This is a genomic window from Pseudodesulfovibrio piezophilus C1TLV30 (genome assembly GCF_000341895.1).
Classification (GTDB): domain Bacteria; phylum Desulfobacterota; class Desulfovibrionia; order Desulfovibrionales; family Desulfovibrionaceae; genus Pseudodesulfovibrio; species Pseudodesulfovibrio piezophilus.
In genome coordinates this window covers 29,448-42,937 of sequence record NC_020409.1, presented here as the reverse complement: position 1 = coordinate 42,937, position 13,490 = coordinate 29,448, and the positions used below count along the sequence as shown (strand labels likewise).

Genomic DNA, 13,490 nt, shown 5'->3' with positions numbered 1-13,490 from the left:
AAAGGGAGTCGAGGTATGATGGCAATGGCCCCCCAAGGACTCACACAAGAAGAAAATACTCCATTCCTTGACACTGAGCCACACCATACATACTTAGAACACCGACCCCACAACACATTAAGGAGATTAATTTATGAGCTACGATATCAGACTGGTCAAACTTATCAGCGGCGATATGGTTGTTGCCAAATTCAACGAGGATGCCAAGATTCTCGAAGACCCGGCCACCATTCAGGCCATGCCAACCCAACAGGGAACACAGATGGTCCTGCTGCCATTTGGATACCCTTTTGACCAGGAAATGCATGGCGAGATCTCCATGGAACACATCCTGTTCGAATACAAGACCTGTCCGGAAGAATTGAAGACGAAATATATCGAAGCAGTAACCAATATCAGCATGTCCAGCGGTGGGCTTGATCTCTCTGGCGGTGCAGGGCCTGACGGCCTTGGCGGCGGTGGCGGCGGTCTCAACCTCGTCTAGCGGGTCCCGCTTTTTTTGATACTTACGGGGTCGGTTTCATTATACCGACCCCGCTTTCTTTTCATTGCAACCTGAATGTCATGAACAAAAGTCCCCAGAAACGGAAACTGAGTTCATGATGCCAATACGTGGTCAACTACCCATGAAAGAACTTCTGCCCATCCTTCCCCGACCGTCCAGATACCTTGGTAGCGAATGGGGTGTCACCATCAAGGACCCGGCCAATGTCACTGTCCGATGCGGCCTCGCCTTCCCCGATATGTACGAAGTGGGCATGTCCTATCTGGGACAGAAAATCCTTTCAGAAACAGTTAATGTTCACCCACAGTTCTGGGCAGAGAGAGTTTTCACACCATGTGAAGAGACCGCTGCCCTCCTGCGCGAACACGACACACCACTGACAACCCTGGAATCCGATACGCCTTTGGGAGAACTCGATGCTATCGCTTTCAGCCTGACGCATGAGCTTTGCTATACCAATATCCTCTACATGCTTGATCTGGCGAATATTCCGTTCAGAGCCGCAGAAAGAGACACCTCCCACCCACTTGTCATCGCAGGAGGTGGTGCAACGTTCAACGCAGAGCCTGTGGCTCCCTTTTTTGATGCCATGGTCATCGGAGACGGTGAAGAAACGCTTCCCGCCATCCTGTCCAGCATAGAACAAGCCAAAGCCACAGGGACCTCGAAAGACGACCTCCTCAAAGAACTCGCCACCATTTCAGGTGTTTATATACCTTCATTTTTTGAAGACCAAGGACCGCACACCCCACTCAAGCCTTTGCTGCCAGGATATGAGACCGTGGAAAAAGCCATTGTGGCCGATCTGGATAAGGCACACTTCCCACGCGGCCAGGTGCTCGCCTTTGATGCAATCCATGATCGCCTGACAATGGAAATAGCCAGAGGATGCACCCGAGGCTGCCGATTCTGCCAAGCGGGTATGATCTACCGCCCGGTCCGAGAGCGCTCCCTTGAAACCCTGGGGGACATCCTCACCCGTGGTCTGGATGAAACGGGCTATGAAGAAACATCCATGCTTTCCCTTTCCACCGGAGACTTCTCTGCTCTCAATACTTTTTTTACCAGCAGTTTTGATCAATGTGCCTCGGAACAAATTGCCATATCACTTCCTTCACTCCGGGTCGGTTCACTCTCATCCCCGATCATGGAACGAATCTCCTCCATTCGAAGGACTGGAGCGACCATTGCCCCCGAAGCCGGGAGTCAGCGCCTGCGAGATGTGATCAACAAGGGCGTGGACGAAGAAGGCCTGCTCGAACACGTTCGCATGCTCTTTGAAAACGGTTGGCAAGGAGTCAAACTCTACTTCATGATAGGACTGCCGACCGAAACGGACGCGGACCTCGATGCCATAGTCAACCTCTGTCTCAAAGTCAGAGACGCCGCAGGCAGACATATCAAACGTCTTCAGGTAACAGCGGCAGTTTCACCATTTGTCCCGAAACCACAAACACCATTTCAGTGGGAACCCCAAATATCCTATGATGAAATATATCGGCGTATCGGGTATTTGCGAGACCAATTCCGCCGACATAAACGCATCAGTATGCGATTCCATGAACCGGAGATGACATCACTTGAAGGTGTTTTCTCGCGTGGGGACAGACGGTTGGCAGAGGTCGTGGAAAAAGCATACGCCAAAGGCGCCCTTTTTTCGAGTTGGAAAGACCATCTCAGACTCGAACCTTACAAAGAAGCAATGGATGAAGCTGGTTTGTCCTGGGATGAGTTCATTGGTTCCAGAGACCCCGAAGGCGCGCTTCCATGGGACCACTTGTCCTGTGGGCTGACCAAGAAATACCTGCTGAAGGAACGGAACCGAGCGCTTGATGAAAAAATAACCGAAGACTGTCGGTACAATGCATGCCACAATTGCGGTGTGTGTGGGGTGGGTGAAAAAAAATCCACACTGAAAGAACAGGCCAAAATAAAAGATATTCGCCCAAGAATGATCTTCGAAGAACGAGACCAGGAAGGAGAACAGCCTCCCTACTCCGTCGAGATTCCCGATTTGACCATAAAAGCAGCTCACTTCCGTCTCTGGTACGAGAAGAATGGACCAGCAACGTATTTAAGCCAGCTTGAGCTTCAGGCCGTTTTTGAACGTGCTTTTCGTAGAGCAGGTCTACCTATGAGCTTTTCCGCCGGTTTTCATCCCATGCCCCGACTCTCGTTCGGCAAGGCTCTCCCGGTTGGCGTCTCAAGCGCAGCAGAGTGGATCAATGTCTATTTACGCGAAGACTTTGAACCGGTGGAAGTTATCAAGCGCTTGATGCCCACCATGCCCCTTGGACTGAAACCCCTCAAAGCGGATCGTCTCTCCATGGGGAAAAAGCAACCCCAAGCAGTAGAGGAAGTCTTTGAGTTATCCCTGGCTCACAATCAGGAAGCACACCTCGCGCGCTGGAAGGACTTCATGGAAACCGACAAATATATCGTTGAAAAGCGCACCAAGAAAGGGATGAAGAATTTTGATATCCGTCCCCTTGTCAAAGAGATCACGGAAACAGAAACAGGACTCACTCTCGTGCTTGATTGGCGCGAAGCGTATATGAGTCCTCTGGTTTTGAGCAAACACGTCATGAATGACGCCTCTCCTCTGGAATTCCAATTGACCAAGGTCGCACAGCGTTTCTCCTAAAACACAGAACGCTTGTCCCCCACATTGATACTGATGCGTTTGTAAAGAACTGAATCCCCCCCCTTGACGGGGACCATCTTCACCAGAATATCAGACGACCCGTCAGCCAGAGCTTTGAAAGCGTACTGGACACGGGTTTCGTCTTGTTTTTCATATTTGGTGTAATGGATCAATTTCAGCAAATGCGGATCAAATGAGGCTCCCACAATGACATATCCTGCGGTTTTCGGCTCCGGCATATCCACGGCATGACTCTCACCCTTTTCAATATTCACAACGAATTCAAACCCATCATCCAAAAAAAGGGTTTTCATCGAATCTACCCCGTCCTCATCGCTGTAAAATACGCCACATCCGACAAAAAAGAGAATAAAAATCGTCAAAAAGGTATTTAAAACCCATCTTCCGAACATAATTCAGAGACTCCTCAATGCACTTTTATTTAAGCACAGAGTTGTTAAAATCGCTTGATAAGTGTAAGACAAACGCGTTTCCGTCCAACTTTGTATACTGTGTTTCCACCACGAGGCAATACTTCGTTATGAGGTTGACCGGAACAGTTTTGCCCGAGGGGCAATGGAGAGGTTACTTTTGTATCGGTTTCAGATGCAATGAGTTCAAATTACGGAGGAATCCTTTATGAAAAAGATCACGAGCCTGGCGATTACATTCATTGTTGCGGCAATGCTGTTCGCCACCCCGGCAATTGCCGGTAATACCCTGAAACTAGCCATGGACGCCGATCCGGTATCCTTGGACCCGCATGTCCAGTTGTCCGGTGGCATGCTCCAATACTCCCACATGGTTTTCGATCCCCTTGTCCGCTGGGACAAAAACGGTGGATTTGAGCCTCGCCTGGCCGAAAGGTGGGAAGTCATTGGTAAAACTGTTACTCGCTTCTATCTGCGCAAAGGTGTGAAATTTCACTCAGGCAATGAATTGACCGCTGAAGATGTCGTCTTCACTTTCAATCGCCTGAAACAGTCTGATGACTTCAAAGGACTGTTCACCGCCTTCGATGATGCTGTTGCTACTGATAAATACGTTGTGGATCTCGTCACTTCCGAGCCATACGGTCTGGTCATGGCGATGGCTACCTACCTTTTCCCCATGGACAAGGCCTTCTACACTGGTATTGATCCGAAAAACAACAAGCCCAAAGACCTGATCCTGAAAACTGACTACACCTTTGCCAACTACAATGAATCAGGCACTGGTCCTTTCATGGTTACAGAGCGTGAACAGGGTGTGAAGACCATTTTCAAACGGTTCCCTGACTACTGGGACAAGAACACCGGTAATGTTGATGAAATAGTTCTGACCCCGATCAGCGAAGCCCCCACCCGCGTGGCTGCTCTTCTGTCCGGTGACGTTGACTTCATCATGCCTGTTCCACCGAATGATCTGGAGCGTATCAAGAACACTGATGGTCTCAAACTCGTCACCATGTCCGGTTCCCGTATCATCACTTTCCAGCTGAATCAGAAACGCAGGCCTGAATTTGCCAACCTCAAGGTTCGCCAGGCCATGGCTTACGCGTACAACAGTGTGGGCGTTGCGAAAAAGATCATGAAGGGCTTTGCCACACCAGCAGCCCAGAACTCTCCTAAAGGATATCAGGGCCATAACCCGGAGCTTACACTTCGTTATGACCTGGCCAAAGCCAAGCAGTTGATGAAAGAAGCCGGCTATGAAAACGGATTCAGCTGTACTATGATCGCTCCCAACAACCGATATGTGAATGATGAAAAGATAGCTCAGGCATTTGTTGGTATGATGTCCAAGATCGGCATCACCGTCTCTCTCAAGACCATGCCCAAAGCCCAGTATTGGGATCAGTTCGATGCCAAGGTAGCCGATATCCAGATGATCGGTTGGCATTCCGACACTGAAGACTCCGCCAACTTCTTCGAATATCTCTACATGTGCCCCAACCTGGAAACAGGAAAGGGACAGTACAACTCTGGCAATTATTGTAACGCCGAGGTCGACAAGTTGACAAACGAGTCCAACTCAGAGACCAACCTTGAAAAGCGCACGGCCATGCTGCAAAAGATAGAAAAAATCCTCTACGATGACGCAGCCTTCATCCCCCTGCACTGGCAGAACCTGTCCTGGGGCTCCAAGAAAAATATGAACACCGAAGACATCGTGAATGTCATGAACTTCCCGTACTTCGGCAATTTGGTCATAAAGTAACGACAAATTCGTCCTTGCCAAAATCGTAAAACAACCCTAAAGGGGAACCCCGGACTTGTCGGGGTTCCCCTTTAGAACTCTTACTCAAAAGAAATTATGTTTGCATTCACAGTAAAACGCATCGCCCAGGCTCTTTTGGTCATGTTGATCATTTCCATGATCGGCTTTTCCATCAAGAGCGCTTTCGGTGACCCAGTCCGCGAACTTGTGGGCGAACGAGTCACACCGGAAGAACGCGCACAGATCAGAGAGAAACTCGGGCTTAACGACCCATTCATGGTTCAGTACGGACGTTTTCTCAAAAACGCCATACACGGAGACCTCGGTCGTTCCTTCTTCTTTAAAAAACCGGTAACGGAAGTCATCATATCCAAGGCTCCAGCCACATTGGAACTGGTCTTCTGTGCCTCACTCATCGTCATCTGTCTTTCAGTGCCGTTGGGTATATACTCCGCAATTCACCCTAAACGGCTGTTCAGCAAAATTGTTATGGGCGGCTCCATCGTCGGCGTTTCCATGCCGGTCTTCCTCACGGCCATCCTACTCATCTACGTTTTCTCCGTTGAACTTCACTGGCTTCCGTCTTTCGGACGGGGAGAAACCGTCCAGCTTTTTGGCTGGTGGGATAGTGGGTTACTCACACTGGATGGCCTCAAGCACTTGGTCATGCCATCCATTGCACTCTCATCCATCATGTTGCCTCTTTTCATCCGCTTGATCAGGTCGGAAATGATGGAAGTCCTTGAAAGTGAATACGTCAAATATGCATGGGCAAAAGGGCTGAAGCCCCGCAGAGTATGGCTTGTCCATGCCTTTAAGAATACTCTCCTGCCGGTTATAACGGTCGGTGGTGTTCAGCTTGGCATCATGGTTGCTTTTACCATCCTCACCGAGACGGTTTTCCAATGGCAGGGCATGGGATCCATGTTCATCCAATCGGTGGAAAGAGCAGATACTGCACTGATGGTTTCGTATATCGTTGTTGTTGGATTCATCTTTGTCGTGGTCAACACGCTGGTTGATCTCATCTATGGTCTGGTCAATCCGACCATCCGCGTAGCGGGGAGGAAATAGATGCGATCCAGATGGCAACGATTCCGCGAATCATTCTTCTTGTACAGTTTCCTAAGGGATCCGATGGCGTATGTCAGTTTCGCCATTCTGATGATCCTGTTGATAGGCGCATTCGGAGCTCCGCTCATCGCGCCGCATGATCCCTATAACCCTACGACCATTGACATCATGAACTCCGAACTCCCTCCAGCCTGGGCGGTAGACGGAACGACCAATTTCCTCCTGGGAACGGACGACATGGGCCGCGATATGTTTTCCACCATGCTTTACGGCATGCGGATATCCATCATTATCGGTATTGGTGCCGTGCTTCTCCAGGCAACACTCGGCATTGCGATAGGCCTGTTATCCGGCTATATTAAAAAGCTGGATACCATCCTGATGCGAATTGCCGATGTTCAGTTGTCATTTTCAACCTATATGATCGCCATTTTCATTGGAGCGATCTTTCAAACCATGTTTGGTGTGGCAAATTATGAAAAGATTGCTGCTCCACTCTTGATATTGATCATCGGTCTGGCCGAATGGCCGCAATATGCCCGAACTGTTCGAGCATCTGTTCTGGCTGAAAGCAAAAAGGAATATGTTGAAGCAGCACGGGTCATCGGGCTGTCCAAAGTCCGCATCATGTGGCGCCACATCCTCCCTAATACACTTTCACCAGTGCTGGTCATATCCACTGTTCAGGTCGCCAATGCCATTATGAGTGAAGCGGCGTTGTCCTTCCTCGGCCTTGGAATGCCTATGACCAAACCGTCACTGGGGTCACTTATTACGGCCGGGTTTGACTACATATTCTCCGGTTCATGGTGGATTACCATTTTCCCAGGCATCCTCCTCGTCCTGTTGGTCCTTGTGATCAACCTTTTAGGCGATTGGGTGCGCGATTATCTCAACCCAAAACTGTACAAGGGGTAAATCATGGAACAACTCCTTGACATAAAAAACCTCAATGTTGATTTCAAACTGCGGGAAAAAACCCTTCGAGCCGTCCGTGATGTCTCTTTGTCCGTGGGCAAAGGAGAACGCCTCGGTGTGGTCGGAGAATCCGGTGCAGGCAAGTCGGTCCTCGGCTTCTCCATCATCAATCTGATCTCCAAGCCGGGACAGATTACAAGTGGTGAAATTCTTTTCAACGGAACCGATATATCCCAATACTCCAATGAGGAAATGCGCAAAATCAGGGGCGATAGAATCTCCATGATTTTCCAGGACCCCATGATGACCCTGAATCCTGTGCTGACTATCGGCACTCAGATGAAGGAAACCGTGCTGGCGCACATGAATGTTACGGACAAGGAAGCGGAAGCAATCTGTCTAGAAAAATTGCAAAAGGTCTATATCCCTTCACCGGAAAAACGCCTCAAGCAATATCCTCATGAATTCTCTGGAGGCATGCGGCAGCGCATAGTCATCGCCATATCGCTGCTGACCAATCCAAGCTTGATCATCGCGGATGAACCCACAACAGCCCTTGACGTGACCATTCAGGCCGAGATCATGGATTTGCTACTCGAATTGTGCAAAACAGAGAACATGGGACTGATACTGATCACCCATGATCTTGCAGTCGTTTCCGAAGTGACTCAGCGTATTGCAGTGCTGTACGCTGGACGAGTCGTTGAAATCGGCCCCACCATGCAGATCATTGAAAACCCTCAGCATCCCTATACACAAGGACTTCTACAGGCGTTACCGCAAATGGCTGGCGGAGCAAATCGACTCAACCAGATCCCTGGCATGATGCCCTCGCTCTTCCAGATGCCCCAAGGATGTCCCTTCGAGCCTCGGTGTGAATATACAATGGAAAAGTGTAGACGCGATACTCCCCAACTCTGTGGGCTTGAAAATGGAGCGCAAGTCGCCTGTTTTGCCCGCGAGGAAGGAAGCAACAATGAATAAACTTCTCGAAATAAAAAATGTCGATAAACACTTCGATATTTCCGGGTCTTTTCTTGACCAACTTCGAATTGAAGGTGGTAAAATCAACCGCAAAAGAACTGTGGTCAAAGCGGTTAATAATGTAAGCTTGGAAATATTGCCCGGTGAAACTCTGAGCGTCGTTGGCGAGTCCGGCTGTGGGAAATCCACTCTGGCACGGACGGTCATGGGACTTTATCAGCCGAACAACGGTGAAATCCTCTATCGAGGGGAGCGCATCGACCATTTGTCTTCGGCCAAGATGAAACCATATCGTACCAAGATGCAAATGGTCTTTCAGGACCCATATGCTTCATTGAACCCACGTATGGCTGTACGAGAGATTCTTGAAGAGCCGGTAAAATTCCATAATCCGCATATGTCTCGCGGGGAAGTCAAGGAAACAGTCGCCGAAGTCATGCTTCAAGTTGGCGTGGACCCCAAATGGGCTTCCAACTTCCCGCATGAGTTCTCAGGAGGACAACGGCAACGTATATCCATTGCTCGTGCTCTGGTCCTTGGACCAGAGTTTGTCGCTGCGGATGAACCCATTGCTGCGCTTGATGTCTCAATTCAGGCACAGATTCTGAATCTGCTCATGGATGCGCAGGACCAACGTGGATTGACATACCTCTTTATCAGCCATGATCTGAGTGTTGTCGAGCACATCTCCACACGTGTCGCCGTCATGTATCTTGGCTGTATCTGCGAACTGGCCACATCTGCTGATTTATTTAGTACTCCCAAACATCCATACACACAGGCGCTGCTCTCAGCCATTCCTCGTCTCGGCGGGCAGGCTGGAGGCCATACCAGACTCTCTGGAGATGTTCCGACTCCTATAAACCTTCCATCTGGATGTGTCTTTAACGGACGCTGCCCTCACGCCAATGATCGGTGTAGAAACGAGATTCCTCTTGGGCGGTCAGTTGACGACAGTATCGTCGCCTGTCACGCAGTGGAAGAAGGACGCATCTGATAACGGTCACAACAGTCTAGAAAAAAGGGGAGGAAAGTCATTTGACTTTCCTCCCCTTTATATTTGTCTCTCTTACACCACGCTAAAGGATCAAATTTTCTCGCAGCTCTTCAAGGACCTTGTCTTTTTCAAGAGGCTTAACAATATAGCAGGAAGCATGAGTATTGAAGAAAGCCTTACTGACATTCGTATCATCAACCAAGGATGTGATCATCACCAGTTTGAACTGGTTGATTTCAGTGATCCCACGCTTTCTCTCTTCTGCCCGCATGATCTCGGCGGCTTGATGCCCATCCATTCCAGGCATGAGAATATCCATCATGACAACGTCATAGGGATTTTTCCCCACCAATGCACGAAAAAAGGATTCAACTCCTTCTTCACCTGAGAGCACACAGTCGCATTCAGCCAAACCATCAAGCAGCGACTTGAGATACAGATGGATACTTTCATCGTCATCGACTATCAAAAAGCGCAAATTAATCCTCGCTTTACCGCGTCTTTCTAGATGATCCCCTCAAAGTGGTTCATAACAGGTAGCCATTCTACCTGAATCGTTCAGACTATGCAATTATACATCTACACCATATTTCTTGATGGCGGCCATCCCCCCCTGCACATTAATAACGTCCTTGAACCCTCTGTCATCCAGCATGACTTGGGCTTCATAGGAACGTGCGCCTGTATTACAGACAAGGACAACAGGCTTATCTTTCGGAATTTCTTCAAGATGTTGGTATATTTGTCCTTGAGGAATATTGTGCCAGTAGTCCGGGTTACGTTTGATATACTCTGCTGCATCCGCCTCTTCGCGGCAATCCAGAAAAAAGCACGCACCCTGTTCCCGCTTATCCCACAACTCCTGAAAACCGTCAGGCCCCACTCCTCTATTTATCCCATTCAGCGCATTGTCTGCAAGATTGGCCAGAGAGTTCAGGATGTCCATTGCGGCAGCAAAAGGCGGAGAATAGGCCATTTCCATATTGGAAATATCATCAATAGTCGGTTTGTTCTTAAGTATCGCCGCCACTGAATTGATACGGCCCACCAGGGCATCCTTGGCACTGCCGTATCCTTGGACACCAAGTACGCGCCGCGTCTCTTTCTCCACGACCATCTCAAGTGTCATAAGTTCCTTGGAAGGATAAAAATGAGCGCGATCCATTTGGATGAGCAATACACTGATTGCATCAAACCCAGCTCCAGTGGCTGTTTCGAGACTCAAGCCGGTTCCGGCAAGGGAACTTTCAAAAAGCTTCACTACAAACGAACCGACAACACCATCAAAACGAGCATCGCCACCAGCCAGATTGGTCCCGATTACCCGCCCCTGCCGATTGGCCATGGACCCAAGCGGCAGAAAGACAGGCTGCCCGGTTATCAAATGTTTGACTATGGCACAGTCGCCACCGGAGTAGATGGCTGCATCATTTGTCCGCATGAATTCATCCACGATGACCCCACCGCGATCATGCACTTCAAGCCCAGCTTCTTTTGCCAGGTCGGAATTGGGAATTACACCGGCAGCGATGATGACCGAATCCGCATCAAGCGTCCTCTTGTCTGTCACCACCCGAGTAACCTTGCCATCCTCCCCTTCTATAGCGACAACTTTCTCACCAAAATAGAAGTTGACGCCTCCCTCTTCCATGTGCTTCTGGGCCATGGTTGCGAGGGCCGGACTGACGAGCCTCGGCATGATCTGATCGGTAATCTCAACCACACTGGTTTCAACCCCCCACATATCAGCAAAGGCTTCAGCCATTTCCAAGCCGATGAAACCGGCACCAACGATGACTGCATTGCCAACTTCACCTTTGGAAATACCGTCACGGATGCGCGTGGCGTCATCGGGGTTACAGACATAACTGACCCCTTTGAGATCCTCTCCCGGCAAATTCAATTTTCTGGGAGAAGCGCCTGTGGCAATGACGAGCTGGTCGTAATCGATAAACGACTTTTCGCCATTGTTCATGTTCTCCACTTCCACCCGCTTGTTCTCGCGATCAATCCTGGTGGCTTTTGTAAGAATCTGGACATCTACTCCTTTGACATCCTTAAAAAATTGAGGGTCCCTTACCATATGAAAACTGGTTGTGCAGAGTTCTCGGGCATCAGAAACATCACCCGAGACATAGTAGGGGATTCCACAGCCGCCATAGGAAATGAGCGACGATTGGTCGATCATCGTGACGGTGGAGCCTGGTTCGAGTCGCTTAAAGCGACATGCAGCTTTGGGCCCAAGGGCCACGCTGCCAATTACGACAATGTGTTGTGACATGGAGCTAACCTTGATGGCTTACATTTTCAAATCGTCCCTCTCGACCGAAAATGTCATTGCAAGAATTCCTTAAGACATTCACCCAGTCTTTTGATACCCACTTCAATCTTTTGCTCATCGGAATTGGAGAAGTTGAGTCGAAGTGTGTTTTCACCAGAACCATCCACATAGAACGGCCTGCCGGGAACAAACGCCACCTTCTTTTTGATGGCAGTATCAAAAACATCCATGGAAGAGACACCCTCGGGCAACGTGCCCCACAGGAACATTCCGCCCTCCGGTTCGATGATACTGACACCGACCGGGAAATATTGATGAATCATCTCAACCATACACTGACGCTGCCGCCCATAGCGTTCCTTGATCAACCCGACATGCGATCCAATGTCATTGGTCTCGAGGTACCGCCGCATAATAGCTTGAGCGACCGTGCTCGTATGAAGGTCGGAGGCCTGCTTCGCAATAACAAGCTTGTCATAGACTTCTTTTTCAGCCACAACCCACCCAATCCGAAAACCCGGTGCAGCTATTTTTGAAAAAGACCCGCACAGAAGACCTGGTTCGTGACACAAAGAGTATATACTTGGAAGATCTTCCCCCAAAAAACGGAGTTCACCGTAAGGGTCATCTTCAATGAAAAGGACACCATATTTGTCTGCCAACTCTGCCACGGCTTGACGCTTTTCCAGTGAATAGGTCACGCCAGAAGGATTCTGAAAATTTGGCACGGCATAGAAACACTTGGCACCCTGCTCGAAGCGTTTTTCCAACTCAACAAGGTTCGGGCCATCGGATTCAAGTGTAACCGTCAAGAACTCCGGCTCGAAAAAAGAAAAAGCCTGAATTGCTCCAAGATAGCCTGGGCGCTCGATAACGACCTTATCTCCCCTATCAAGAAAAACCTTGGCCACAATATCAAGAATCTGCTGAGAACCGGTGGTCACGAGTATGGAATCAGGATCAACCTGAAGACCTCGCTGCTCATATCGGCTGGCAATAATAGTCCTAAGGCCCAAATCACCTTCAGTGGTGGAATACTGGAGGGCTGATGCTCCGACTGCCGCAAAGACTTCCCGAGAAGCGGTATCCATGGCATGAACCGGAAACAATTCAGGATTGGGAAGTCCCCCGGCAAAAGAAATAATTTCTGGGTCAGCGGTCACTTTGAGTATTTCCCGGATGAACGATCGATGGACCGTCCCCATCCTCCGGGCGAATTTATCGGACATATCTCTCTCCTTGCAAGATGCATGAGTTACTCCTAAAAAAGCTCTCTTGCAAGGGCTTCCGCCCTCAAGCGGTAAGAAAACAACTCCCCAACATTGCAAAATATACTTGTTTCTCAAGAAGGCTTTTCCGAAGGTTTATTACCGACTGAAGAGGTCGGATTTTCTCCTTGTTGACTATACCCAAATGCAAAAAAAAAGGGAGCGACCAACAAAGGTCGCTCCCAGAGCAAGAAGAGGAGAAGAAAGAGAGCCTCAAGTAATATTGACTTGAGTGAGACACTCTCCAAAGACAAGGCCCATTGAATAAGCCTTTTACCATACAGTAATAATATCTATTCTCATTTAGTTGTCAAGAATATGGGGCAAAAGATATGATGGGAAGATTGACTGGTAAAGAAAAGACTCGTCGCCGGTATCTCAAAAGGGAACATATAAACACAGTTCCATTCATAGCCTTCCTTCTCTCTTTAATGCACTTTAACTGCATCAATTAAAAGACACTTTTGAATAGAAGAATCTTCGTCTCCCTCGGGGGAATTTTCAGAGACTAGAGAGAACCATCTGAAATTGGTGTGTATGACGAGAGCCAACGGGGTAGATTGAGAAACAGTGGGGAAAAGAAAAGAAAGACAGCCCACTTATGAGCTGACTGGAACAGG

General features: G+C 49.0%; 11 protein-coding genes. 7 read left to right on the top strand and 4 right to left on the bottom strand.

Features of this window, described 5'->3' with window-relative positions; genetic code table 11:
* Positions 1-133 precede the first annotated feature (133 nt).
* Positions 134-484 carry a hypothetical protein gene (locus tag BN4_RS00240; RefSeq protein WP_015413334.1) on the top strand — a complete coding sequence of 117 codons (351 nt, stop codon included), beginning with the start codon at positions 134-136 and terminating at the stop codon, positions 482-484.
* A gap of 142 nt (positions 485-626) precedes the next feature.
* A complete protein-coding gene (locus BN4_RS00235) occupies positions 627-3,149 on the top strand; it encodes a TIGR03960 family B12-binding radical SAM protein (RefSeq protein WP_041720060.1) in 2,523 nt (840 codons plus the stop codon).
* Here BN4_RS00235 and BN4_RS00230 read toward each other — a convergent pair.
* The gene (locus BN4_RS00230) at positions 3,146-3,562 is read right to left on the bottom strand and encodes a hypothetical protein (RefSeq protein WP_015413332.1); all 417 of its coding nucleotides are present in this window, start codon (positions 3,560-3,562) and stop codon (positions 3,146-3,148) included. The genes BN4_RS00235 and BN4_RS00230 overlap by 4 nt on opposite strands.
* A 226-nt stretch (positions 3,563-3,788) precedes the next feature.
* On the opposite strand from BN4_RS00230, the gene BN4_RS00225 reads away from it, so the two are divergent.
* From BN4_RS00225 to BN4_RS00205, 5 genes are all read left to right on the top strand, one after another.
* Positions 3,789-5,348: an ABC transporter substrate-binding protein gene (locus tag BN4_RS00225; RefSeq protein ID WP_015413331.1), complete on the top strand. Its 1,560-nt coding sequence runs from the start codon at positions 3,789-3,791 to the stop codon at positions 5,346-5,348.
* 96 nt (positions 5,349-5,444) lie between these two features.
* Positions 5,445-6,422 (top strand): ABC transporter permease, encoded by a 978-nt coding sequence (locus BN4_RS00220; RefSeq protein ID WP_015413330.1) that lies wholly within the window; start codon positions 5,445-5,447, stop codon positions 6,420-6,422.
* Positions 6,423-7,340: an ABC transporter permease gene (locus BN4_RS00215; protein WP_015413329.1), complete on the top strand. Its 918-nt coding sequence runs from the start codon at positions 6,423-6,425 to the stop codon at positions 7,338-7,340. It begins immediately after the preceding gene.
* Between the two features lie 3 nt (positions 7,341-7,343).
* Positions 7,344-8,324 carry an ABC transporter ATP-binding protein gene (locus BN4_RS00210; RefSeq protein ID WP_015413328.1) on the top strand — a complete coding sequence of 327 codons (981 nt, stop codon included), beginning with the start codon at positions 7,344-7,346 and terminating at the stop codon, positions 8,322-8,324.
* Positions 8,317-9,321: an ABC transporter ATP-binding protein gene (locus BN4_RS00205; RefSeq protein WP_015413327.1), complete on the top strand. Its 1,005-nt coding sequence runs from the start codon at positions 8,317-8,319 to the stop codon at positions 9,319-9,321. Before BN4_RS00210 ends, BN4_RS00205 begins: the two co-directional genes overlap by 8 nt.
* A gap of 82 nt (positions 9,322-9,403) precedes the next feature.
* Here the strand turns inward: BN4_RS00205 and BN4_RS00200 are convergent, their stop codons facing one another.
* The 3 genes from BN4_RS00200 to BN4_RS00190 all read right to left on the bottom strand — a co-directional run bounded on the left by BN4_RS00200 (position 9,404) and on the right by BN4_RS00190 (position 12,831).
* On the bottom strand, positions 9,404-9,799 hold the full coding sequence (locus tag BN4_RS00200) for a response regulator (protein ID WP_015413326.1): 396 nt from the start codon (positions 9,797-9,799) through the stop codon (positions 9,404-9,406).
* Between the two features lie 93 nt (positions 9,800-9,892).
* Positions 9,893-11,602 (bottom strand): FAD-dependent oxidoreductase, encoded by a 1,710-nt coding sequence (locus tag BN4_RS00195; protein ID WP_015413325.1) that lies wholly within the window; start codon positions 11,600-11,602, stop codon positions 9,893-9,895.
* A 53-nt stretch (positions 11,603-11,655) separates the two neighbouring features.
* Positions 11,656-12,831: an aminotransferase-like domain-containing protein gene (locus BN4_RS00190; RefSeq protein WP_015413324.1), complete on the bottom strand. Its 1,176-nt coding sequence runs from the start codon at positions 12,829-12,831 to the stop codon at positions 11,656-11,658.
* Between the last annotated feature and the right edge of the window lie 659 nt (positions 12,832-13,490).

Excerpts from the sequence above, each read along its gene's own strand:
- BN4_RS00240 (WP_015413334.1), top strand. The coding sequence starts at position 134 with ATGAGCTACGATATCAGACTGGTCAAACTTATCAGCGGCGATATGGTT.
- BN4_RS00235 (WP_041720060.1), top strand. The coding sequence starts at position 627 with ATGAAAGAACTTCTGCCCATCCTTCCCCGACCGTCCAGATACCTTGGT.
- BN4_RS00230 (WP_015413332.1), bottom strand. The coding sequence starts at position 3,562 with ATGTTCGGAAGATGGGTTTTAAATACCTTTTTGACGATTTTTATTCTC.
- BN4_RS00225 (WP_015413331.1), top strand. The coding sequence starts at position 3,789 with ATGAAAAAGATCACGAGCCTGGCGATTACATTCATTGTTGCGGCAATG.
- BN4_RS00220 (WP_015413330.1), top strand. The coding sequence starts at position 5,445 with ATGTTTGCATTCACAGTAAAACGCATCGCCCAGGCTCTTTTGGTCATG.
- BN4_RS00215 (WP_015413329.1), top strand. The coding sequence starts at position 6,423 with ATGCGATCCAGATGGCAACGATTCCGCGAATCATTCTTCTTGTACAGT.
- BN4_RS00210 (WP_015413328.1), top strand. The coding sequence starts at position 7,344 with ATGGAACAACTCCTTGACATAAAAAACCTCAATGTTGATTTCAAACTG.
- BN4_RS00205 (WP_015413327.1), top strand. The coding sequence starts at position 8,317 with ATGAATAAACTTCTCGAAATAAAAAATGTCGATAAACACTTCGATATT.
- BN4_RS00195 (WP_015413325.1), bottom strand. The coding sequence starts at position 11,602 with ATGTCACAACACATTGTCGTAATTGGCAGCGTGGCCCTTGGGCCCAAA.
- BN4_RS00190 (WP_015413324.1), bottom strand. The coding sequence starts at position 12,831 with ATGTCCGATAAATTCGCCCGGAGGATGGGGACGGTCCATCGATCGTTC.